26 protein-coding genes are annotated in these 20,759 nt (G+C 43.2%); 10 read left to right on the plus strand and 16 right to left on the minus strand.

All coding sequences use genetic code 11. The features are described from left to right. Nucleotides 1-7 precede the first annotated feature (7 nt). Nucleotides 8-1,063, minus strand: coding sequence for an SGNH/GDSL hydrolase family protein (locus tag AQUSIP_RS06870; RefSeq protein WP_114835254.1), 1,056 nt, complete (start codon nucleotides 1,061-1,063; stop codon nucleotides 8-10). 124 nt (nucleotides 1,064-1,187) lie between these two features. On the opposite strand from AQUSIP_RS06870, the gene corA reads away from it, so the two are divergent. Further along, nucleotides 1,188-2,261 (plus strand): magnesium/cobalt transporter CorA, encoded by a 1,074-nt coding sequence (gene corA / locus AQUSIP_RS06875; RefSeq protein WP_114835255.1) that lies wholly within the window; start codon nucleotides 1,188-1,190, stop codon nucleotides 2,259-2,261. Nucleotides 2,262-2,268: 7 nt separating this feature from the next. On the opposite strand, the gene AQUSIP_RS06880 is transcribed toward corA, so the two are convergent. After that, nucleotides 2,269-3,450 (minus strand): 3-phosphoglycerate dehydrogenase family protein, encoded by a 1,182-nt coding sequence (locus AQUSIP_RS06880; RefSeq protein ID WP_114835256.1) that lies wholly within the window; start codon nucleotides 3,448-3,450, stop codon nucleotides 2,269-2,271. A gap of 99 nt (nucleotides 3,451-3,549) precedes the next feature. Between AQUSIP_RS06880 and AQUSIP_RS06885 the strand changes: the two genes are divergently transcribed. Beyond that, on the plus strand, nucleotides 3,550-4,308 hold the full coding sequence (locus tag AQUSIP_RS06885; protein WP_114835257.1) for an HAD family hydrolase: 759 nt from the start codon (nucleotides 3,550-3,552) through the stop codon (nucleotides 4,306-4,308). A 31-nt stretch (nucleotides 4,309-4,339) separates the two neighbouring features. Here AQUSIP_RS06885 and AQUSIP_RS06890 read toward each other — a convergent pair whose 3' ends face one another. The 5 genes from AQUSIP_RS06890 to AQUSIP_RS06910 form a co-directional block, all read right to left on the minus strand. Then, nucleotides 4,340-4,897, minus strand: a complete 558-nt coding sequence (locus AQUSIP_RS06890) for a DUF2062 domain-containing protein (protein WP_114835258.1) — start codon at nucleotides 4,895-4,897, stop codon at nucleotides 4,340-4,342. A 55-nt stretch (nucleotides 4,898-4,952) separates the two neighbouring features. After that, a complete protein-coding gene (locus AQUSIP_RS06895; RefSeq protein ID WP_114835259.1) occupies nucleotides 4,953-5,249 on the minus strand; it encodes an MTH1187 family thiamine-binding protein in 297 nt (98 codons plus the stop codon). Between the two features lie 29 nt (nucleotides 5,250-5,278). Next, nucleotides 5,279-5,776: a hypothetical protein gene (locus AQUSIP_RS06900; protein WP_147277507.1), complete on the minus strand. Its 498-nt coding sequence runs from the start codon at nucleotides 5,774-5,776 to the stop codon at nucleotides 5,279-5,281. 9 nt (nucleotides 5,777-5,785) lie between these two features. After that, complete coding sequence (locus AQUSIP_RS06905) at nucleotides 5,786-6,214, minus strand: hypothetical protein (RefSeq protein WP_114835261.1); 429 nt, start codon at nucleotides 6,212-6,214, stop codon at nucleotides 5,786-5,788. 226 nt (nucleotides 6,215-6,440) lie between these two features. Further along, entirely contained in the window at nucleotides 6,441-6,863 is a 423-nt protein-coding gene (locus tag AQUSIP_RS06910) for a hypothetical protein (protein ID WP_114835262.1), read from the minus strand. 430 nt (nucleotides 6,864-7,293) lie between these two features. Between AQUSIP_RS06910 and AQUSIP_RS06915 the strand changes: the two genes are divergently transcribed. Further along, the gene (locus tag AQUSIP_RS06915; RefSeq protein WP_114835263.1) at nucleotides 7,294-8,472 is read left to right on the plus strand and encodes an aminotransferase class V-fold PLP-dependent enzyme; all 1,179 of its coding nucleotides are present in this window, start codon (nucleotides 7,294-7,296) and stop codon (nucleotides 8,470-8,472) included. 71 nt (nucleotides 8,473-8,543) lie between these two features. Further along, nucleotides 8,544-9,134 (plus strand): hypothetical protein, encoded by a 591-nt coding sequence (locus AQUSIP_RS06920; RefSeq protein ID WP_114835264.1) that lies wholly within the window; start codon nucleotides 8,544-8,546, stop codon nucleotides 9,132-9,134. Between the two features lie 43 nt (nucleotides 9,135-9,177). Here the strand turns inward: AQUSIP_RS06920 and AQUSIP_RS06925 are convergent, their stop codons facing one another. From AQUSIP_RS06925 to AQUSIP_RS06935, 3 genes are all read right to left on the minus strand, one after another. Continuing rightward, nucleotides 9,178-9,630 carry a nuclear transport factor 2 family protein gene (locus AQUSIP_RS06925; protein WP_114835265.1) on the minus strand — a complete coding sequence of 151 codons (453 nt, stop codon included), beginning with the start codon at nucleotides 9,628-9,630 and terminating at the stop codon, nucleotides 9,178-9,180. 239 nt (nucleotides 9,631-9,869) lie between these two features. Continuing rightward, nucleotides 9,870-10,055 carry a hypothetical protein gene (locus AQUSIP_RS06930; protein WP_147277508.1) on the minus strand — a complete coding sequence of 62 codons (186 nt, stop codon included), beginning with the start codon at nucleotides 10,053-10,055 and terminating at the stop codon, nucleotides 9,870-9,872. 88 nt (nucleotides 10,056-10,143) lie between these two features. Beyond that, nucleotides 10,144-10,488 carry a hypothetical protein gene (locus tag AQUSIP_RS06935; protein WP_148326087.1) on the minus strand — a complete coding sequence of 115 codons (345 nt, stop codon included), beginning with the start codon at nucleotides 10,486-10,488 and terminating at the stop codon, nucleotides 10,144-10,146. Nucleotides 10,489-10,607: 119 nt separating this feature from the next. Here AQUSIP_RS06935 and AQUSIP_RS06940 point away from each other — a divergent pair, with 119 nt between their 5' ends. Together AQUSIP_RS06940 and AQUSIP_RS06945 are read left to right on the plus strand one after the other, a co-directional pair. Further along, nucleotides 10,608-11,132 (plus strand): GNAT family N-acetyltransferase, encoded by a 525-nt coding sequence (locus AQUSIP_RS06940; protein WP_114835267.1) that lies wholly within the window; start codon nucleotides 10,608-10,610, stop codon nucleotides 11,130-11,132. Next, nucleotides 11,133-12,128 (plus strand): phosphotransferase family protein, encoded by a 996-nt coding sequence (locus AQUSIP_RS06945; RefSeq protein WP_114835268.1) that lies wholly within the window; start codon nucleotides 11,133-11,135, stop codon nucleotides 12,126-12,128. Between the two features lie 63 nt (nucleotides 12,129-12,191). Here the strand turns inward: AQUSIP_RS06945 and AQUSIP_RS06950 are convergent, their stop codons facing one another. Then, a complete protein-coding gene (locus tag AQUSIP_RS06950) occupies nucleotides 12,192-13,124 on the minus strand; it encodes a LysR family transcriptional regulator (protein ID WP_114835269.1) in 933 nt (310 codons plus the stop codon). 102 nt (nucleotides 13,125-13,226) lie between these two features. Here AQUSIP_RS06950 and AQUSIP_RS06955 point away from each other — a divergent pair, with 102 nt between their 5' ends. Together AQUSIP_RS06955 and AQUSIP_RS06960 are read left to right on the plus strand one after the other, a co-directional pair. After that, entirely contained in the window at nucleotides 13,227-13,655 is a 429-nt protein-coding gene (locus AQUSIP_RS06955; RefSeq protein ID WP_232058652.1) for a DUF6506 family protein, read from the plus strand. A 4-nt stretch (nucleotides 13,656-13,659) separates the two neighbouring features. Continuing rightward, a complete protein-coding gene (locus AQUSIP_RS06960; RefSeq protein WP_114835270.1) occupies nucleotides 13,660-14,313 on the plus strand; it encodes an NAD(P)H-dependent oxidoreductase in 654 nt (217 codons plus the stop codon). 22 nt (nucleotides 14,314-14,335) lie between these two features. On the opposite strand, the gene AQUSIP_RS06965 is transcribed toward AQUSIP_RS06960, so the two are convergent. Then, entirely contained in the window at nucleotides 14,336-14,884 is a 549-nt protein-coding gene (locus tag AQUSIP_RS06965) for a hypothetical protein (protein WP_147277509.1), read from the minus strand. 236 nt (nucleotides 14,885-15,120) lie between these two features. On the opposite strand from AQUSIP_RS06965, the gene AQUSIP_RS06970 reads away from it, so the two are divergent. Further along, the gene (locus AQUSIP_RS06970) at nucleotides 15,121-15,759 is read left to right on the plus strand and encodes a VOC family protein (protein ID WP_269473839.1); all 639 of its coding nucleotides are present in this window, start codon (nucleotides 15,121-15,123) and stop codon (nucleotides 15,757-15,759) included. Between the two features lie 116 nt (nucleotides 15,760-15,875). Here the strand turns inward: AQUSIP_RS06970 and AQUSIP_RS06975 are convergent, their stop codons facing one another. From AQUSIP_RS06975 to AQUSIP_RS06985, 3 genes are all read right to left on the minus strand, one after another. Further along, nucleotides 15,876-16,589, minus strand: coding sequence for a TerC family protein (locus tag AQUSIP_RS06975; RefSeq protein ID WP_114835272.1), 714 nt, complete (start codon nucleotides 16,587-16,589; stop codon nucleotides 15,876-15,878). 24 nt (nucleotides 16,590-16,613) lie between these two features. After that, the gene (locus AQUSIP_RS06980) at nucleotides 16,614-17,102 is read right to left on the minus strand and encodes a GyrI-like domain-containing protein (RefSeq protein WP_114835273.1); all 489 of its coding nucleotides are present in this window, start codon (nucleotides 17,100-17,102) and stop codon (nucleotides 16,614-16,616) included. 127 nt (nucleotides 17,103-17,229) lie between these two features. After that, a complete protein-coding gene (locus AQUSIP_RS06985; protein ID WP_114835274.1) occupies nucleotides 17,230-18,819 on the minus strand; it encodes a hypothetical protein in 1,590 nt (529 codons plus the stop codon). A 233-nt stretch (nucleotides 18,820-19,052) separates the two neighbouring features. On the opposite strand from AQUSIP_RS06985, the gene AQUSIP_RS06990 reads away from it, so the two are divergent. After that, entirely contained in the window at nucleotides 19,053-20,189 is a 1,137-nt protein-coding gene (locus AQUSIP_RS06990) for a serine/threonine kinase (protein ID WP_170131876.1), read from the plus strand. Between the two features lie 21 nt (nucleotides 20,190-20,210). Here AQUSIP_RS06990 and AQUSIP_RS06995 read toward each other — a convergent pair whose 3' ends face one another. Continuing rightward, on the minus strand, nucleotides 20,211-20,708 hold the full coding sequence (locus tag AQUSIP_RS06995) for a GNAT family N-acetyltransferase (protein WP_114835276.1): 498 nt from the start codon (nucleotides 20,706-20,708) through the stop codon (nucleotides 20,211-20,213). Nucleotides 20,709-20,759 lie beyond the last annotated feature (51 nt).

Here is a 20,759-nt window from a genome sequence, read left to right on the forward strand (position 1 = left end):
CAAACAACTAAATCATCAGGTTTTCCACAACAATTTGCGCTAATACGCGATGCACTGTCTCTGTAGGATGAATAGCATCCCAAAATAAATATTGATCCGCATTCGCACAAGGCAAGCTGCCCTTTTTATAGGCCTTACCCATCGAGTAAGTATAGGCAATGGAAGGTGAATCCAGAATAACCTGACGCATCGCTTGTGTGTCTATTCGTCCGGCAAGATTCCCTGCTTTCATTAATGAAGCTTGCTGCAATTCGCTTTCCAGGCCTTGATTAGCGAGCCCTTCTGCCAGCAAATAATCACCTTGCCAGCAGGCTTCTGCTGTGTTTGTAATGTTAACCTTGTACTTCTGATTGTATTTTTGCGGATTCGCTATCACATCATTAAAAATATCATAGACGCTAACGTAGTGGATTCTAACACCTGGATAAGCTGCTTTGAGATTTTTAATCGCCTGATCCAACTTCTGGTTATGCAATTCGGTTAACCGGTGTAACTTCTCAATCGATCCATTGGAGCGCGCGAAAGGAATAGCAGATAAATCCGGCAAGTTCATCACCAGAAAATCCTGTGCACCCTGCTCGATCAGTTTGGTAACCGCCCATGAAATTTTATTGACAACCTTACCTGTTAACTCATTGGCATCCGCATCCTGGTCAAACAGATAATCGTTACCGCCTATCCATATGGCATGAAGTGTTTTACTTTTGTCTTTAAACAGATTGTCAATAATGTATTGATCGAGCTCAAGTTGTAAGTTTGTGGGCGCAATAAATCGGGTACTGGGTTTATGTAATATGGCTGTAGCCCCGCCTACCGCATAGATTTTGTAGTCAATATAATTTTTATGATAATAATAGTTGCCTACCTCTTCCGCCCAGGTTGGTCCATTCGAAAACCGACCTTGGTAGTAAGGCGGTGATTGGGGAATAATATGGAGAAACAGCTTATATAAGTTGCCATTATCGCTTAGGCTGTCACCAAAAAAAACCATCCTGTTTATTTTGCCTGCGAAGCAGCCCGCGCTTAAAACCATTAACATGAGAAACCAAATTATTTTTTTCATATGCCGTCCTTTAGCTTGTCGTTCCTAGAATGAGTTCACAGATTTTGATTTTAGCCAAATCCTCCGGTATTGTCATTTAAGGGAATGTCCCTAGCATGTGACGGCATCAAGGAGAAGCAGCATCATGGATATGTTTTCTGAAGTCCGCAAACGGGCAAGAAAAGCAGGCCAGCCCCCCGGGACTGCGACTTATACAGGTAATAAAACCCCGGTTAAGCCCGTTATCACTGTCATTACCTATGACGCGGATCATGCCCATGAAGCAACAGGAACCCGCCTTGAAGACTGTCTCCCCGAAGCGCATAAACCAGCTGGTACCATTTGGGTGAATATCGAAGGCCTGAGTACAGATGTGGTTACGCAAGTAGCCAAACAGTTCAACCTGCACCCGCTCACGGTCGAGGATATCCTCAATGTAGAGCAGCGACCCAAAATTGAAGAATTTGATGACTATCTGTTCCTGACTTTGAAAACGCTTTCCTGGCATCCAAAAGAATCTACTTTTTCTGTCAGCCAACTCAGCCTGGTGATAGGACATGACTTTGTGCTGTCATTTCAGGAAGCCGATACGTCTCTTTTCGATGTCATCGCGGAACGGCTGCAAAGTACGTCTAATCAACGCATGCGCCAACAGGGAAGTGATTATCTTGCCTACCGGCTGATCGATTCAGTGGTCGATGAATATTTTGTGGTACTGGAAGCAATGGGCGACCAGATTGAAACAACGGAAGAACGCATTATTAAAACGCCCTCGCCGCAAAGTTCACGCACGCTTTATCGATTAAAGCGACAAATGCTTCTGCTGCGCAAAGGCATCTGGCCCATGCGGGAAATACTGGGACATTTATTGCATACGGAAGAAAAAATCATTACTGACTTCACTCGCCTCTACTTACGGGATGTATATGATCACACCGTGCAGGCAATTGATACGGTGGAAACGTTTCGCGATATGCTGTCCAGCATGCTGGACATGTATCTGTCCAGCCTGACAAACCGCATGAATGAAATTATGAAAACCTTGACCATCATCGCCACTATTTTTATTCCCATCACCTGTATTGCCAGCATTTATGGCATGAATTTCACTCACATGCCGGGGCTCCGCTGGTATTACAGCTATGCGGTTGTGATGGGAATCATGGTGCTCATTGCTATCTCTATGCTGCTCTATTTTCATCGCAAGAAATGGATCTAGCCTCAGGTTAAGAACATACGGGAACAATCCGGCGCAATTGCACAACACCTTCTATGTCCTTAATTGCGTTTAGCGTTTGCTCATTCACATCCTCATGCACATCGATTAATGTGTAAGCAATATCATTTCGGGATTTATTCAGTAAACTCAGAATATTGAGTCCCGCCGCTGCGAGTTTCGAAGAGATCTGGGCAACCATATTAGGGATATTAATATTGACAATGGACAGTCGCACACCCGAATGATGTTGTGGTGTTTCAACCGATGGGAAATTCGCCGAATAGCCTATTGCGCCAATTTCCAGATAATCACGTACCTGTTGAGCAATCATGACCGCACAATTTTCTTCCGCTTCTTTGGTTGAAGCACCCAGATGGGGAAAGCTGATGACACGCGGATGGTTTTTTAATTCTGCATGCGGAAAATCAGTCACATACGCAAAAACCTTTTGTTCGTTAATCGCCTCTGCGAGTGCTTGATTATCAATGACGCTATCACGAGAAAAGTTCAATAAAACCACGCCGGGTTTTACCAACTGCAGCCGGGATGCATTAATCATGTGTTTTGTTTCGTTCGTCAGAGGCACATGAAATGTCACAAAATCCGATTTCATGAGCACTTCTTCGATATGGTGTGCTTTTTTAACATTCGCTGATAATTCCCAGGCTCGATTGACAGAAATTGCAGGGTCATAACCAATCACACGCATACCTAAATTGACGGCTGCATTGGCCACTTTCACCCCTACACTGCCGAGGCCAATGACACCTAAGGTTCTGCCCATCAATTCAAAACCAACGAACTGCTTTTTATTTTGCTCGATTTCTTTTTCCAGATGCTCGCCACTCGCTTCCAGATGTCTGACATAATTCCAGGCCTGACAAAGATGGCGGCTTGCGATGAGCATGCCCGCAATCACCAGCTCCCTGACGGCATTGGCATTGGCGCCGGGCGTGTTAAATACCGGAATCCCACGCTTGGTCAGTGCGTCAATGGGAATATTATTGACGCCCGCGCCAGCGCGGCCAATCACTTTTACCGACGAAGGAATAGTCATGTCATGCATGGCATGCGAACGTACTAAAATAGCGTCAGGTGACTGAATCTCCGAAGCAATTTCATAAAGTTCTCTCGGAAACTGATTTAAACCTACGGATGAAATAGTATTGAGTGTCTGAATTTTAAACATTTGCGCTCCTGCTCCGATAATGGGATTCCACATGACGACATTGTCGAGTAAACTTAGCTTTCGTTCAAAACTGACAAGTTTACATGAGTAAGACTTCAGATGAAAACACCCAGCTGGCAATTACAAACGCCTGTTAATGCTGTTGTATTTGATTGCGACGGTACATTAAGCACCATTGAAGGAATTGATGAACTGGCTAAAAATAATGGTGTAAGCAGCACTGTGGCACACTTAACCGCGGAGGCCATGGGAAAGGCGGGCATTAATCCTGAGCTTTATCAAAGGCGGCTTGATCTGGTCCGTCCCCGTCAGGAGCAGGTCATAGCACTTGGCCATCACTATTTCGCCAATCAAGTGCCTGATGCAGATACCGTGGTACAACTGCTAAAACGCCTCAACAAAGCCGTTTATCTTGTTTCCGCAGGTCTTTACCCTGCTGTAAAAATTTTTGGCGAATTACTGCAGATTCCTCGGGAAAATATTTTTGCTGTGGACATTCAATTTGATGCGCTGGGAAATTTTTTTGATTTTGAACGCACTTCCCCTCTCGTCAATAATCAGGGCAAGCGTGATATTGTTAACCAGTTAAAATCGCAGCATCCAGCCATCATTCATATCGGTGACGGTTTAAATGACTATGTGACGCATGATCTGGTCACACGCTTTATTGGCTATGGAGGCGCATTTTACCGCGAAAATATTGCTGCCCTCTGCCAATATTATATCCGAACCGCCTCCATGTGTTCGTTGCTCCCCCTAGTACTCACGCAGAACGAATGCAAGGAACTGGAAACAGACGAACGAATGCTGTATGAAAAAGGCGTAACCGCCATCCAGAATGGAATGGTGACCGTGTAATCCGCTAATTCCTACATTTTTTCCTGTACCGTTAACGAAATTTTCTGCCTGCCTTTTTCCACATCTGTTTAAGATAAACCCCGCCTTGCCAAAGCAAAGTCACAATGACGTAACCCGCAAGCGCTGCTCCAAAGGCTGCAATGGGTAGCCCCACAAAAAAAGCTTTGCCAAATTGAAAAAACCAGGCTGAAAATGACGACCAAAATCCGGACAGACTGGTGAAATCCCAGGCCACCTCATGCACAGTGATAGCGGCACCGTTGGCATCCAGCACCTTGTTGCCCAGATAATAAGTTAAATAAACCAGTGGCAAGATCGTAAAAGGATTATTAACCCACGAAAAAACGACGGCGATAGGCAGGTTAGCCTGTAAAAGAATGGCCAAAATAATAGCCAAGAGTGTCTGAAAAGGTAACACAGGGATCATTGCGGCAAAAAGGCCGATAGCAACGCCACGCGCTACTGACACACGATTAAGGTGCCATAAAGCTGGATGTCGCAGGCGCCGTTTTAAAATGGGTAATACCGATGCATTCTCAAGCGACTTGTGATCAGGAATATACTTTTTTAACCAATTGGGCGGGCGCACACATGAACCTCAGGCAAAAACATTATCATATCACTAATCGGACAAGCGCATATGACTACATTTGCTCTTCTACACTTTTAATTTTATCTTCGATTGTTTCTCCCTTATCAGTGCGAGTACTGAGATGCAGATTCGTGAGCAGACGTGGCACATTCATTTGATGCATCGCCTCAATACATTCTCTGACGGCTTGTAAAACTTCATCTAAATCCCCCTCGATGTTTGTTCCTTCCGCGTGCAACTGCACCTTGAGGTTGGTTTTTTTTAAGATACGCTCACATTCAGCAATATATTTTGAAAAGGATGTACCAATGCCAATCGGCACTATCATCAGTTCGGCTATAACTTTCATATTCTCCTCCTGCCCAATCTTGGATGGACTTAACGAATTCCATAACGGTGTTTACACATCAGTTCAATCGGCTTTTTCAGCAGCGCTTTTGGCGTATCAGTACTACGTGGATCCAGCCCGTAATAAACTGCCTTGTAACGGGCACTGTAACCTACTCCATCACGCTTGGTTTTAACCGTAGAAGGAATCGCATAAAATGAACCCGTGGGTGTAAGTTCCGCATTAAGCAAATTTGCAAAAGCAATCGTAAAAATCCGCTGTTTGATATGATGGGTCGTGAGTAACACGCCCTGTCCTAATACATTTGAACATTGGGCATCCACGCAGGCATTCACATACCGCAATGTCGCATCATCAATCGTGATCTTCACATCATAATCCATGCCATCGCCTGGCATATAACCCGAAATCTTGGCATCCTTTGAGGAGGACTGACAGTCAATCATAATTTGCATGCTGCCTGCAAAGGCGCTCAATGATATGATCAGGGCTGACAAACCGGAAAATATGGCCAACGTTCTCATCATCAATCCTCATTAATAATTGGTAACTTGCATATCAGGGTGTCGATATACATCATCGTCCCCGGTTCTCATGTCGTAGGTAACAAAATCATCCACATAAAAGGTTGCACCTCTGTACGAGGTGGGCATAGCTGAAAATGTCACGTAATCCCGTGAACGCTGGCAAGCAGGCATCCATCCGCAGGGATAAAAAGGACAAACACACTGCGCAGTAATACGTACACGGCTACGCTTATACTTTTTGGTTTTCTGCTTATACTGTACGGTTTTTTTATATTTTTTTTGATGCACCACTTTCACTGGATAACCAGAACAATAGCCGCAGGCAAAAGGATCAGGCATGGGATAGACCAGGTAATATTCCGCGTTCGCACTGGAGGCGAAAGCAAATAACATAATGAAAAGAAAAAATTTAACTGGCGAGATCAGTTTAATTTCCATTAACTTCTCTCCGTTTTTATTTTTCTATTATTAATTTTAACATTAAATAAGAGCGGTTGGAGTAAAGATTAAGGGACGTAGATCATGACAAATATTTTTTATTAATGCATTGAAGCAGTTATCTCTTTAATCCGCAAAGGGTAACCGGGAACGCAATACGAGGAGTGTATCAATGAATCGAAGGCCCGTCTGCCCAATGGGCCTTCGCTTAACTTGGAGGCTGCAATTAATCTTCAGGGCCAACTTTATAAAATCCTTTGCAATCCTTGGTGTACCATACACCCTGCTCCATTCCACCCTCTTTCATGAGTGACTGGCCAAAGTAATGGACTTTTTCTTGCCAGGATTTCCCGTCTTCCTCGCCGCTGAACATGGCAGTTCCATTAAAAAAGTAAACGCCGCCCTGCTCTTTGGTGCTGTAACCCAGGTCTTTTGCCTTCACACCGTTTTTAGCTGTTACTTCCTTATCAACCTGTGTGGCTGACGTTTCATATTTATCGAGCACATGTGACTTGCAATAATCTTCAGTCACATTTTTGTTTTTTGGCATAATACCGTAAAACTCGCCCTCCCATACTCCTTCAGCGGCAAAAGCAGTACACGAAACCAGCACTAGCGCGCCGAGGCTGCGCGAAATTAATTTTTTCATGACATCCCATCCTTAGTGATTGAAAACAATTACCATAGGCAGTAGAGAGTGTAATTGTCAACTGTATCCTGCTATAAATTCGGGTTTGTATTTGCCTCTGTGTTTTTTTTAAATTTTGATCGCCATCATTGATTAAGGGCTGTTGACATTTGCCTTAGTGGCAACCCCGAAAATATGCCATCCTTGCAAAATACGTCATCCTGAGCGCAGCGAAGGATCTTTTTACAATTCAAAGATGACGACAAGTCAACTTCCCCAATTAACGCAATTTTTTTGCTTCGCAACCATCAACCCATTACAATGGCACCGATTGAGATAGCTTGTCGCTCAGAATGACATCTCAGTCAAAATGACGTCTGATATAACCAGGATGACACTGGACATAAAATGCTCTGGTAAAATGTCAACAGCCCCTTTTAGGAGAAACCCCATGCCGACTTTCCCGATTAAAAAACTGCGCGAAGAAACACCGGGGTGCCGAGAAGTACTGCATTTCAATAACGCAGGTGCCGCTTTGCCACCACGTGCTGTTATTGATGCCGTCAAGGAACACATTGACCTGGAAGCAACCATAGGCGGATATGAAGCTGCTTCTGTGTCTTTCGATAAGACAGAACAAATGTATGAACATGCGGCGCAGTTAATCCACTGTGATCGCAGTGAAATTGCTTTTGTAGAAAACGCAACCCGTGCGTGGGATATGGCTTTTTATAGTTTTAAGTTTAAAAAAGGTGACCGTATCATAACGGCGTTGAGTGAATACGCGAGCAATTATCTTGCCTTTCTGCACGCAGCCAGGCATACAGGCGTCAGCATCGATGTGGTTCGCAATGATGACAGCGGGCAACTTGATTTGGATGATTTAGAAAAGAAGCTGGATGAACGAGTCAAACTGATCGCCATCACTCACATACCTTCTCAGGGTGGACTCATCAATCCTGCCACTGAAGTCGGCCGCATGGCAAATGCCATGGGCATTCCCTATCTGCTGGACGCAACACAATCTGTCGGTCAACTACCCATTGATGTTCGAGCCATAGGTTGTGATTTTCTTTGCACAACAGGGCGTAAATTTCTGCGCGGCCCGCGTGGCACAGGGTTTTTATATGCCCGCAAAAGCCGACTAGAGCAGTGCGATCCGCCTTTTATTGATTTACAAGCTGCAAAATGGGTTTCCGACAATGACTATGTTTTTCGACCCGATGCACGGCGGTTTGAATGCTGGGAACAAAATATCGCTGCCAAAATTGGTTTAAGCACCGCCATTCAGTATGCCTTGCAGATTGGGCCAGATCAAATCTGGGAACGTATCCATTATTTATCACAACGATTGCGCCAACGGTTAAGCGAGATATCCGGCATTACGCTTCGGGACCTGGGGCAAAAAAAATGTGGTATTGTAACGTTCACTTCAGATCGCCAAACTCCTGAGGCCATACAGCTACAACTTCGCCTGCAGAAAATAAATGTCTCCATTTCTCTTGAAGAGTACGCCCGGCTAGATTTAGCCCCCAGAAAGCTATCGGCATTGGTACGCGCTTCGGTGCATTATTACAACACGGAGGAAGAGATCGAACATTTTTGCAATACCTTACAATCCATTCTTTAAGATTGCCGTTCACAGTCTCCGCCTGATGGTGATAACATGGGTTTCATCAGGATCATATTTCAAGGATGAATATGGATAATATTCATGAAACATTGGGCATTATTGCCGGTATTCTGGCAATATCCGGATACATTCCCTATATTATCAGCATCTTTCTGGGCAAAACCCGGCCCAATAAGGCAACCTGGTTCATCTGGGCGCTGGTGGGCGCGCTGCTTGCTTTTTCCTATATCGCGGAAGGGGATATTAAAGCCATTTGGCTGCCTCTGGGATACTTTTTGGGCCCACTCATTACAGCTATTTTGTCGATATGGTACGGCTACACAGCGTGGAGCCGGTTAGATAAAGCCTGCATTGTTATTGCTGTCTTAAGCATTATCCCCTGGCTGCTTTCCAAAGATGCGAACCTGACCTTAATCATTAATGTTCTCATTGACGCCACCGGCGCTATTCCCACCATTGTTAAATCGCATCGTGAACCCGACACCGAAGACGCCACCGCCTGGATCATCTTTTTTATTGCCAATACCATTCAGCTTTTTGCTATTACCGTTTGGAATATAGCCGCGATCTACCCCATTTATTTATTCCTACTGGCAGGGGCTATCGTATTTTTTATTTTAAAAGACAAAATCAAGAAACGAATCTGGGGAACTCAGTAATATCAGAGACAAAGCTCCTGGCTGCAGCCAGGAGCTTTGTCGATTAAAACATCGTATTAACGTTAGCTGATTTTTCAGGAATTTCCTGCACCGCGTCCCAGTGTTCAACGATTTTTCCTTTTTCCAGTTTAAATAAATCAAAAATAGCGCGACCGCGCGTGCCGGGTTCACGAACAGAATGAACTTGCAGGATCACATAATTTCCGCTTGCGAATACGCGTTTGATATCGCTATGCGCCTTGGGATAATTATCGCGTAAATATTGAATAAACGCTTTCAGGCCTTCCGGGCCATCGGCCGCCGTTGGATTATGCTGAGTATAACGGGAACCAAGGTACGCGGATGCGGCTGCAAAATTTTTGTTATTGATGACTTCGTTATAGAATGCAACCACGTTCTGTTTATTGATTGCCTGTTGCTTTTCATCGCTGCACGCATAAGCAGCGTGCGTAGTAAATAACAGCATCATGATGGCTAGTAGTATTATTTTTCGCATCAAGCTCTCCTCGGGGTTTTAGTAGGGAAAAAATTTGTCAGTAATATACCTAGTATGGCTTAGAGGCGTCAATTATCTTTTAAAAGGTAATTGAGAGAGATATCCCAACGGGGATTTTAGTTGAGTAGATTCTTGCTTTCACGGAAATTTTCAAAAAGGCAAATAGCGCATTTTCACAGACAAAAAACTCCTCTTAATCAGAACGCATTCTGATTTAAAGGAGCCCTTACTATTAATAATTAATAATTTGTTTTTGTAACTGTTGTGCGAGTCACTGGCGTTGTAGTGTAAGTTGTAGTGGAAACAGCGGGCGCTGGTGTTGTATAAGTGGTTGTAGTCGAGGATGGTGGAGTACCAATAGAGGCTGAACAACCGATTAAAATAAATGGCGAGATCATCATTCCAAAAATAAATAACTTTTTCATAAAAAACTCCTTTTAAACAGGATGATTAAAAACATAAAACAGCAACTTGATCTGAATAACATTCCTATCAGACCAAGCCGCTTAATCTCTATTCGATTACAAAATATTCAGGACTATAATCATAACAGTGTAAGTTCACTTCGTCAGTTCCCAATTTCACTCTAAACACACCGGAATCAAGCTTTACAAGCGCCGGCTGGACTTCCTTGTAACAAACAATTTTTCTGTTATCCGTTGCAAAATAATAGTAATCATGAGTAGTAGTGACGACAGTCGAAGGAACATACACTTCTGCTTTTTTCTCTATTACAACAGGTTCCCCGCTTATAATAATTTTTTCAGCTGAAGCGGTTAAGCTAAACAGCAACAATGCAATTGTGCTCAAACCTAACATGACTATTTTCATATTATTATCCTCCATGGCTTTATCCATTATTTTACCATGCGGACTTCTGCAAAAGATTTTCAAAATAGTATCAATGAAGTGCAGAAATTTTTTAGCGGTTATAATAAAATAGCTAATCATTCATCAACCTATCCAAACGGTATCCCATGAAAACGCATTCACATGAAATAATTACAGAAAGCTGCCGCCTGTATCTGCGCAAATTAACGCTGGATGATATACCGAATCTGCTAAAAATCTTCGCCGATCCGATTGCCATGCAATATTATCCCAACACATTGAACATGGAGGAAACTCAAGCATGGATTGAACGTGTCTTGAATAATTACCGCCTGCATAACGCCGGCCTCTGGGCCTGCCACTTAAAAGCAACCGATGAATTTGTGGGTCAGTGTGGATTACATTTTCAAAAAAATATTGATGGTAGAGATGAAGTTGAAGTGGGTTATCTTTTTGTGCGTCAATTCTGGCACCAGGGGCTCGCAACAGAAGCAGCAAAAGCCACCATGGATTATGCCAGGGAAAAACTCGGATTCAGACGTTTGATCTCCCTTATTCGACCTGAAAACCTCCCCTCTCGGCGTGTTGCAGAACGAAACGGGATGGTGCCTGAAAAAGAAATCGAATTTAAAGGCTACAAGCATATTGTTTACGTCAGTGAGATTCCATAAATGGATGAGCCTATCCTGAAATGTCACTGGGAACGATTCCAAGCACATGTTGAGCTTGATAGAGAAACCGCTGCTAAACTAATGTCTCCTTATTCCTGCAGCCCGATAGCCACGTTAACATTGTTATCTGAGGGCTGCGCCAATACCAATTACAAAATCACATTTAAAAATGATGATCCTCCGGTAGTCTTGCGCATCTATGTACGGGAAAACGAAGCTTTATTTCGGGAAGCAGCCATTCATCAGCGGGTCAAAGATTGCGTCCCCGTACCCGCCCTCCTTTATGCAGATGGTCAATGCTCTTTCTACGCTTATCCTTATGCCATTTTTGAATGGATAGAAGGGAAACTGCTACGCGAAATTATCCTCGCCAAAAATGAAAAAGCCATGGCACAGTGCGCATATGATGCAGGCACTTACCTTAGCAAATTACGTTGTATCCGCTTTACAGAAGGTGGCTTTTTTAACGCTGATTTAACCGTTCGGCCCTTTCGCCCGGATGAAAACTATTTGCCTTATGTTGAGTGGCTCCTGCAAGACCCGATTGTCAGGCAAAGCCTGGGTGAAACACTGCATCAGTCTGTTCACCAACTGGTTTCAAAACATGCTTATCTGCTTCCTGACAAGAATGAAGCCAATTTGACGCATGGCGACTACGATCCTGCGAATATCTTGGTCAGGGAGCATAACAGTGAATGGAAAATTGCGGCCATTCTAGATTGGGAATTTGCCTTCGCAGGCTCTTACCTCCTCGATATAGGCGAGATGCTACGGTATAGCCATAAACTACCCGAAAGTTATGAAATGAATTTTATCGCAGGAATCAAAACCGCCGGCGTAGCGCTGCCAATGAACTGGAAAAAGCAGGCAAAACTAATGGATTTACTTTGCTTGCTGCAGCTCGCCCATTATAATCCACCTACCGTTCGGCCTAATCTGAACAAAGATGTTACATCACTCATCAGCCACACGATCAGTCATTGGCACACTTTTTAATTGCGCGAACCATTACTGCCTGTTCCGCGACAACAGGCTGATAGGGGCTGCAGGTTCTTTTCTTTATCCGATTAGCTTTTCAGCCAAATTTTTGATATGGGCATGAATGAATTCCAGCAGCAGCCGGGTACGCTTGGGTAAAGCCTGCTGGTGAGGATAAATAGCATATAAATGATAATGACCCCATTCATAATTCTCGAGTACCGGCTGTAGTTGCTGCTGTTGCAGCGCATGCTTAACATTCAGCTCGGTAAATTTTCCAATGCCGAATCCGCCGGTGCACGCAATCAGTCCACTTTCAATATCATTGCAATTAAATTGCGGCTTGAGCGTCATGCTGTGCTTTTTATTTTTAAGCAGATAGGTCCATATGGCCGCATCCGGCAGACGACGATTATCAACATAATTGATCGTTATGTGATGAGCTAACGCCTCGGGTGTTGCTGGCTGGCCGTGCTTCAACAAATAACCGGGGCTCGCATACAAACCGATTTTTTCTTTAAATAACAGTTTCATTTGCAGGCTGCTGTCTTTGAGTGAAGTTTCCTCCAAATAACCTGCACCGCGAATAACCAGATCTAATCCTTCCTTCACGGGATCCTGCTGCTGGTTACTCAGGATCAGATCGATATGAATGTCATTAAACGTTGTTAAAAACTTCAGAATAATCGGCGTCAAATAATGCCGGCCAAAATGTAACGGCGCACTGACTCGAATGGTGCCCTTAGGCTTTTGGGCGGAGGATTGTATTAAACTGAGTGCCGCATCCAGCTCCTGCTGAATACGCTGTGCATGCTGCCAGAATAATTCGCCTTCCGGGGTCAAATGCAATTGGCGGGTGGTACGCTTGATGAGCGTAACACCCAGATCTGACTCCAATTGCGCAATGCGGCGGCTGATCAATCCGTTTGACAAGCCCAGGTATTTTGCTGCATGGCTGAATCCACCTTGTTGCACCACTGCGGCAAAAACAGCTGTATCATCTAAAATGCCCATTTGATTATAGCCAAATAGTAAAAAATTTTATTAATTATCATCTATTGTTCAATTAATAGCAATAATTTATAGTCGTTGTAAATAATAGAGAGGTACCTTTTTATGAATAAAGCAGGATGGGTAAGCATTGTGATGGGATTGATGAGTCAGGTGATGGCTCCGCCTCTCCATGCTGAGACGGTATCCACTCAACCAGTTATTAACCAAAGCGGGAAACATGCCACTATGAAATTCAATAATTTTATTTATATTTTCCTGGGACCTGAACTGGATCCCAAGCAGCATCGTGCTGTCATCAAAACCGACAAATTGACTTATACTACGGTGGGTATCGACTTTAAACACAAGGAAAAAGTGATCGAAGTCGCAAAGGAAGCGGTTGCAAATGGCGCGCAGATGATTGAACTGTGCGGTGGATTTGGGCCTCTCTGGATCGCGAAAGTAACGGAGGCCATTCAGGGCAAAGTGCCGGTAGGCAGCGTTGCATACGGTCCTGAAGCGCGCAAACCCCTGGTCGATTTGTTGAGTTAATGCCATGAACATTCTGTACGTTTATGCACACCCCAGTGCAAGTTCGTTTAACCATAAACTCAAGGCGCATGCCCAGGATTCACTGGGCAAGCACGCCATGCTTTTGAACTCGGATTTATATGCAATGCACTTTAATGCTGTCGCCAGTTGGGAAGACTTTGACCTGGATGCTTCAGCGCTCAGTCCACAATATTTTTTCGCGCAGCAGCAGGCTTATAAAAAACACAAACTGGCTAAAGACATCACCGCTGAAATCGAAAAATTAGCCCGGGCAGACCATATCATTTTTCAATTTCCTTTATGGTGGTTTTCCGCGCCTGCCATTTTAAAAGGTTGGCTGGACCGCGTACTAGTAAAAGGTTTTGCCTATGATACCGGCAAAACCTTTGATGATGGTTTACTGAAAGGCAAAACAGCTTCATGCATCGTCACGACTCAGTCGACGGAAGCGGCCTATCAAGTTAATGGTATACATGGCGCAACGATGGATGCATTTCTGCATTCCATTCACCATACACTGCGTTTCGTCGGCATGACGATACAGGCGCCTTTTGTTGTATATGGCGCTTTTAATCTGGATGCTGCGAGAGAAGCACAGATTATGAAAGACATGGATGCTTACCTGAATAATCTGCTAGCGCCTGTAAAAACAAGATAACGCAGGATGCCGATTAACTGGTTTATTTTTCAATACTTGCATTTTCCACCCAAACAAGCTCACAGGAACCCGCTCCTGTATCCGTGCGTGAAAGCGAACTGGCCCAGGTATATCCATCATTCGCAACGACTTTAACCAGATAACCGTTCAAGCTGACGATTTCATTTGGCCGCGCGGAAAGAAGCAGCGCCCTGACTTCATCATTGGCCGGAATCATATGCATATTGGCACTATGCGCAATAATGTATTCATTATTGATCGGCAGCGGTTCGTCATATCGCCAAAAATACCAGCGATTTGACTGCTCAATCGTGATTTTCTCAAGAAGGCGCGGATCCGACATTAATCCCCAGCCAAGCGCAAGATCAATAGGTGATAACTCAGCTCCTCTGTCCCATCTGTATTGGCGAGTATGCAAGACTTTGGCACGTATACTAAAAGCTGCCAGCGGTGTGATCACATATCCCTTCTTCACCCAGGGTGCCTCACCCGTGAGCATACGCTGCTCCGGCTCTTCGACTACAACGACCGACATTGTGCGCGGCGTATAGGGCCAGTAAATGTAAACCATGACGCCCACCAAGACGGGAATTATCCATGGTAGAGAACGGAAAAATAAGTTTTTCAAATCTTGCCGCATTACGTTTGTTTTCACTCCAGTTTAGGACTTTAATGAAAGGAGTATAGGTTGAAATCTTTGTTTTATCATCCGGCATTTCGTTTGGATTTTGACTATCGGAACTTCACAGAGTCATGGTAACCCATGTTATACTTCGTTTTCCCTCAATCATTTAAAAGGAATTTATTATGGCAAAAGCTAAGAAAAAGACAAAAATGAAGAAAAAAGTCTCTGTGACAAAACGGTTACCAGGTCGCCGGTTAAAGAAAAAAACGGCGGCAAAAAAGAAAATAGTTAAACCCAAAAAGAAAATTGCCAAGAGCAGGAAGAAAGCGGTTAAAGGTAAAAAGAAAAAATTATCTGTTGTCCCCCAGGGATACAACAGCATCACTCCTTACCTGATTGTTAATAACGCAGCAAAAGCCATTGAGTTTTATAAGAAATTGTTTGATGCAAAAGAAGTCATGCGCATGGACCAGCCGGATGGTAAAGTCGGTCATGCGGAATTACGTATTGGCGATGCCAAGATCATGCTGGCGGATGAATATCCCGAGATGGATGCACGCGCACCTGAAGCATTTGGCGGATCACCGGTTGGCATCCATTTGTATATCAAGGAAGTGGATACCGTTGTAGAAAAAGCTCTCAGAGCTGGGTCAACATTAATGCGGCCTGTTGAAACCATGTTCTATGGCGATCGCACCGGAACCTTGATCGATCCTTATGGACACAAGTGGTATGTTTCCACCCATGTGGAAAATGTGTCAGCTGCCGAAATGAAAAAGCGTGCAGAAAAATTGTTTGGCTCAAAATCGCAATCTGCCTGAACCTCCCACCGATACCCGATAGTTTTTGCTATCGGGTCATTTTGCCTGCAAATATCGAGAGCGTTTATTTAACTGCGCCACTAATTGTGCCGGAATAACAAGTTTTAAGTCTTAATCTATCGCTGCTTGTATCTTTTGCGCCTAACAAGATTGAGCATTTCAACAAATAGAGAAAAGCCCATTGCAAAATAAATGTATCCTCTGGGCACATGAAACTCGAAACCATCGGCAAGCAGCACCATACCGATCAGAATGAGAAAGCTGAGCGCCAGCATTTTGATAGTCGGATGTTTTTCCACAAATTTGCTTAATGGTTCGCTGGCAAATAACATCGTAATAATCGCAATGGTAATGGCGATCACCATAATCCAATAACGCTGCGTCAAGCCGATGGCGGTCAACACACTGTCAAAGGAAAAAATGATATCAAGCAAAGCGATCTGAGTAACAACCAGTCCCATGCTTGAAGTCGCACTGGTCGTGATACCTTTGTTTTTTACTTCTGGCTCAATTTCATTGTGAATTTCCTGGGTAGCTTTTGCCAATAAAAACAAGCCGCCGCCAATCAGAAAAAGATCCCGTCCGGAAAAACCGATGCTCAAGATTTCAAACAGTGGTTGAGTGAGTTTAATCAGCCAGACACCCATCGCCAGCAAAAGGAGACGGGTGACCCATGCAAGCGTCAATCCTATTTTGCGTGCTTTGGGTTGTAAGGATTTGGGTAGACGCTGCGTAATAATGGCCAAAAAAATCAGGTTATCAATTCCCAGAATAATTTCAAGAATAGTCAGGGTTAGCAGACTTAATGCAATATCCAGGGTCTCAGCCATGGGCTATCTTTCCTTTGCTGACAGCTATTTTATTCCAATATAAATATCCAGACTGGTATGATGCGGATCTGCCGCGCGTTGGTCATACACTTCAAAATCTGCCTGAAAACTTCGATGACCATTGAGTTCAGCGGGTGACATTTTCCAGATTTGCTGCCAGGCCTCGATGACAACTTCAGGCATTTTGCCCACCGGTGTCGTAAATCGTTGATAATGAGCCGCAGGGATAGTTAACGCTTGCATACCGGCAGGGATTAATGTCTGTGAACTGACTTCTTCACCTATAAAATAAGTGTAATCGCCTTTTTCATCGCTTTCATAATCTGTATAAACTGCCAGCGTAACACCCGGATTTTTACGCGCAGGTATCTGCGCTGCGATTTGCTGGCTGAAATAATGGCCTACCAGACTGGCAATCTTTGACGTCTGCGGGTTCATTTCATTCTGATTGTTGGTACGTGCAGACAACCCAATTAACATCATGGCGGGCATCGTTGCCGCTTCTTTTTTCATGAATTGACCCTCTACTTATTTATAGTCGCAAGTTTTCATACAGATGAATAAGTATAAATTATCCGATGGTTTTTTCCAGATAAAGATGGAGGATTTGCTTTTAAAAACCCACTTAAGGAAGTCTGCGCTATTGTTTACGAGGATGATGATTTGTTTCGTTTAACACCACCGCTTCGTGCTTTTTTTGCTTCTCCGCAAATTCAAGCAATTTTTTACCTGAGACAGTGATTTCAACAGGCTGCATACCGCCGTAAGGACTTTCGGCGATAATTTTAAAGGTATTTTCGCCGTCTTTAACGGGTTCAATTTTTTGAATTAGATAAGAACTATCCAACGTTCTTAGTGCATTCATACCAACCAGACGTTTCTCCTTTTTATTGCTCTGTATTCTATTTAAATATGACAAAGCATCCTGTATATGTTGCTTGGTAACGGATGGCTGTGTTGTCCACATTGAGTATTGCTCAGCAGAATCTATGACTGAGGCAGACTGGGAGAATATTTTCGCAGAAGCTGAAATACCCAAGGCATTTAATTCGGCAATTTGATCATTTGCAATAAGAGTTATCAGCTTCTTGTTATGCAAATCAGGCTTGGTTATGTAATCCAGGTTGGTCAGATAATGCCTATAATAAGGCGCTCTTAAATCTTCTATTATGATAGCGCTTAATGCCTCTTTATCTACCTCATCGGCAAAAGCAATGCATTCTATTACGCTATCGGCCAATTGCCGTCTCAATTCTTCTCGGGCCTTAAATTCCGCCAATATCTCGGGTTTATCATCAATGAAGTGCGACAGAATTGATTTTGCCGTGCTCTCCAGATTATTAGCTAATTTTTCCAGTTCCTTTTCCTCAAATAGCATACCGCTTGTTAGGGTACTCATAATGCGAGAATTAAAAAAAATTTTCTGAAACTCGTCTTCTTCGATCATATTTGCTATTTCATTCAGAATAGCTAGCTTTTGATCCTCTGTTACCCTAGAAAAAACTCGGCCGAATGTATTCAATGAAAGCTTATTTGTAATAGTCTGAAAATCGTGGCCGCCAATTTTAGCCATGTCTTTATCAATTAAAAAGGCAAAGAAACGATCGCCGCGCCTGGCCAGTCCAAGATTCAATCCTTCTGGTTGAAAATCTTCATCTTCGATCAATATCGCGCCAAGATTGGCTGCAAATAAATTGCCACTTATTTTGTACTTTTGGTTCGTTATCAGATCTACGACCACCTGATTTTTTATATTGAGTTGATATTGCTTATTGTAAGCAATAAGTTCCTTGGGAATATCGTTAGGCGTAAAAGTATAGTATTCCAAGTTCAAAAACGCCGTCATTGGAATATAGCCTTCAATGGATTCTGTTGCCACTAACGTTCTGATCAATTCAGTTTTATCATCAATGAATGATGTTTCTTTGCGGAAGGACAACCGTGCTTTTGGTGTATTCAAACCGATGCGGCATAAAACTTCCATCACAAAATATTCTGTTGCGTGATGCGCAGCCAAATAATATTTTTTGGGCTGCCCTTCCATTCGACTGCTAGCCTTAAGTTGAGGACCTAACGCGCCAGCATGTCCGCCAAACCGTTCCCCTTCAGTAGGCGAAAAACGGCCTATCTCTTTCAGGAGCGACTTCGACTCATTCCGGCTGCCTATTAATTGAAAATCAGGTTGCCGCTTTTTAAATAAAGCTGAAGTCACCGTTTTCCTGTTATCCATCTTGCTCTCATTTTTTTCAAGCAGTTGATATTTTCTTAATTATAGTCTTTATAATAGTGTTCGGCGGCTAGAAAAAGCGCTTTAATTCTTGTAGTTAGCCCCTGATTAGTCCCTGAATCACGTAAGCCAGCCATTATTTGCTGAATAGCTTTATTTACTATAAAATCCTGCGGCTTAGAAACGAAGTGCATTAAGTTCGCCATTTTAATTTATTGATACAAGAGAAAATGCTCATGAGTAGTAGTCGAAGAAAAGATAGCATCGCACGCCTTTTTGTTGATACATCAAATAAAGCGTCAGATATAAAAAAGACCGACCATGCTGATAAACCGCGGAACAAACATCATCCCCTCAAGATTGTAGAACTTGCTGTTGTGGACGGCTTTCCACTCGACCCTCAAAGAACGCTTTCGGCTCATGACGCTTGCGATGATTTTTCGTTACCTCCGACACTATCCCTTTATGACCCAAGTAATGATGAAACCGATAACGACGCTTTCCCCACATCATTGAAACCTATTGACATGACCGACTGTAAGTTTATAAAAAAAATTGGGTCGGGTAGTTCCGCCGATGTTTTTAGAGCCACCTGGCAGAACAAGGATATTGCCGTAAAAAAAATGGATTTTTCATATATTCAATTCAAGCGGGAAGCTGCTTTCTTGCATAAATTGACCGAATTAAACGCACCCAATATCGTGCAGTTTATCGGTTATAGCACAGACAACCTCAACTATTTTTATCTGGGCATGGAATACGTGCCGGGCGGAAGCCTGGATTGTTTGCTTGATTCAGCCCGGGAACTTTCCTGGTCCCTACGCATTTCATTTATGCTGGATATCGCGCGTGCCATTGATTTTTTGCATCAAATGAAAATATTGCATCGTGATGTTAAAAGTCCAAACATATTTTTGCGTGCAAATTTCCAATTAGTATTGGGTGATTTTGGCAGTGCAATTTATTTCGATCAGAAGCAATCTTTCGCAGGAACGATTGCCTGGATGGCACCTGAATTATTTGCACAAAAACCGGCAACACCCGCGTCTGATATCTTTAGTGTTGCAGTGACTTTTTGGGAAATTGCTTCCCGTCAAGTCCCTTATGAAGCCCACAAAGAACAGAGTATGATTAAAATCGTATCGGAAGGGCACCGGGAAAACATCCCTCTAACTTGTCCAAAAGACATAGCCGACTTAATCACTGAAAGCTGGGATCAGGATCCAACAAAGCGGCCGACTGCGGGAAAACTACTTGCCAGGCTTAGTATGTTAGCTGAAAAATCCAAAATAAACGTATCACCGATTGATGTTCCCGAAAAAGAAAAGAGTGCAAAAAGAAATACAGATCAGAAACGATTTCGCAGTTTTTGAAATGAGACTCGATTGGCATTCTCATTCGGAGAATAAAAACTCCAAATCGATCTCATCTCGCATGGGAATGCCATAATCGCCCGTCATGCCTATCAAGGGTTTTATTTTTCTTGAAACTTTCACTGAATCCATGTGAATACCACAAATATGAAATCCTCTTTTTTGATAAAATCGTAGTGCATCCAAATTATCATTCGTCGTCATTAAATATATTCTTTTGCAATTGTTATCTTTCGCTATTCGTTTTAATTCATCTAAAAGGATTGTGCCGGTACCTTTAAATTTATCAAAAACTTCAAACACGATTATTTCACAATTCTCACCTTGCATTTCGTAAAATAAAAATCCCGCAATGCCATTTTCATTTTCGGCAATCACCCCATCTAGAACAACCGGATTATATTTTTTACCTCGAATGACCAAAGGCAAGCCACCCCAGTCCCTGTTCATTAATTCTTCTAGCCATGTGGCGTCATCAGGAGAGAAAGACCTTATTTTCATTGGATTATTTTGCGGCATCGTTATTCCTTTCACATAAATTGAGTATCTTATCTTAAAGATACTGATACC

This window comes from Aquicella lusitana (genome assembly GCF_902459475.1).
Lineage (GTDB): Bacteria > Pseudomonadota > Gammaproteobacteria > DSM-16500 > DSM-16500 > Aquicella > Aquicella lusitana.

What these genes read in the sequence shown, in the direction of transcription:
- AQUSIP_RS06895 (WP_114835259.1), bottom strand. Translation starts at nt 5,249, where the DNA reads ATGAAAGTTATAGCCGAACTGATGATAGTGCCGATTGGCATTGGTACA.
- AQUSIP_RS06925 (WP_114835265.1), bottom strand. Translation starts at nt 9,630, where the DNA reads ATGCGAAAAATAATACTACTAGCCATCATGATGCTGTTATTTACTACG.
- AQUSIP_RS06915 (WP_114835263.1), top strand. Translation starts at nt 7,294, where the DNA reads ATGCCGACTTTCCCGATTAAAAAACTGCGCGAAGAAACACCGGGGTGC.
- AQUSIP_RS06905 (WP_114835261.1), bottom strand. Translation starts at nt 6,214, where the DNA reads ATGGAAATTAAACTGATCTCGCCAGTTAAATTTTTTCTTTTCATTATG.
- AQUSIP_RS06970 (WP_269473839.1), top strand. Translation starts at nt 15,121, where the DNA reads ATGGCAAAAGCTAAGAAAAAGACAAAAATGAAGAAAAAAGTCTCTGTG.
- AQUSIP_RS06935 (WP_148326087.1), bottom strand. Translation starts at nt 10,488, where the DNA reads ATGGATAAAGCCATGGAGGATAATAATATGAAAATAGTCATGTTAGGT.
- AQUSIP_RS06945 (WP_114835268.1), top strand. Translation starts at nt 11,133, where the DNA reads ATGGATGAGCCTATCCTGAAATGTCACTGGGAACGATTCCAAGCACAT.
- AQUSIP_RS06955 (WP_232058652.1), top strand. Translation starts at nt 13,227, where the DNA reads ATGAATAAAGCAGGATGGGTAAGCATTGTGATGGGATTGATGAGTCAG.
- AQUSIP_RS06900 (WP_147277507.1), bottom strand. Translation starts at nt 5,776, where the DNA reads ATGATGAGAACGTTGGCCATATTTTCCGGTTTGTCAGCCCTGATCATA.
- AQUSIP_RS06995 (WP_114835276.1), bottom strand. Translation starts at nt 20,708, where the DNA reads ATGCCGCAAAATAATCCAATGAAAATAAGGTCTTTCTCTCCTGATGAC.
- AQUSIP_RS06965 (WP_147277509.1), bottom strand. Translation starts at nt 14,884, where the DNA reads ATGGTTTACATTTACTGGCCCTATACGCCGCGCACAATGTCGGTCGTT.
- AQUSIP_RS06885 (WP_114835257.1), top strand. Translation starts at nt 3,550, where the DNA reads ATGAAAACACCCAGCTGGCAATTACAAACGCCTGTTAATGCTGTTGTA.
- AQUSIP_RS06930 (WP_147277508.1), bottom strand. Translation starts at nt 10,055, where the DNA reads ATGAAAAAGTTATTTATTTTTGGAATGATGATCTCGCCATTTATTTTA.
- corA (WP_114835255.1), top strand. Translation starts at nt 1,188, where the DNA reads ATGGATATGTTTTCTGAAGTCCGCAAACGGGCAAGAAAAGCAGGCCAG.
- AQUSIP_RS06990 (WP_170131876.1), top strand. Translation starts at nt 19,053, where the DNA reads ATGAGTAGTAGTCGAAGAAAAGATAGCATCGCACGCCTTTTTGTTGAT.
- AQUSIP_RS06920 (WP_114835264.1), top strand. Translation starts at nt 8,544, where the DNA reads ATGGATAATATTCATGAAACATTGGGCATTATTGCCGGTATTCTGGCA.
- AQUSIP_RS06960 (WP_114835270.1), top strand. Translation starts at nt 13,660, where the DNA reads ATGAACATTCTGTACGTTTATGCACACCCCAGTGCAAGTTCGTTTAAC.
- AQUSIP_RS06910 (WP_114835262.1), bottom strand. Translation starts at nt 6,863, where the DNA reads ATGAAAAAATTAATTTCGCGCAGCCTCGGCGCGCTAGTGCTGGTTTCG.
- AQUSIP_RS06980 (WP_114835273.1), bottom strand. Translation starts at nt 17,102, where the DNA reads ATGAAAAAAGAAGCGGCAACGATGCCCGCCATGATGTTAATTGGGTTG.
- AQUSIP_RS06950 (WP_114835269.1), bottom strand. Translation starts at nt 13,124, where the DNA reads ATGGGCATTTTAGATGATACAGCTGTTTTTGCCGCAGTGGTGCAACAA.
- AQUSIP_RS06985 (WP_114835274.1), bottom strand. Translation starts at nt 18,819, where the DNA reads ATGGATAACAGGAAAACGGTGACTTCAGCTTTATTTAAAAAGCGGCAA.
- AQUSIP_RS06975 (WP_114835272.1), bottom strand. Translation starts at nt 16,589, where the DNA reads ATGGCTGAGACCCTGGATATTGCATTAAGTCTGCTAACCCTGACTATT.
- AQUSIP_RS06880 (WP_114835256.1), bottom strand. Translation starts at nt 3,450, where the DNA reads ATGTTTAAAATTCAGACACTCAATACTATTTCATCCGTAGGTTTAAAT.
- AQUSIP_RS06870 (WP_114835254.1), bottom strand. Translation starts at nt 1,063, where the DNA reads ATGAAAAAAATAATTTGGTTTCTCATGTTAATGGTTTTAAGCGCGGGC.
- AQUSIP_RS06940 (WP_114835267.1), top strand. Translation starts at nt 10,608, where the DNA reads ATGAAAACGCATTCACATGAAATAATTACAGAAAGCTGCCGCCTGTAT.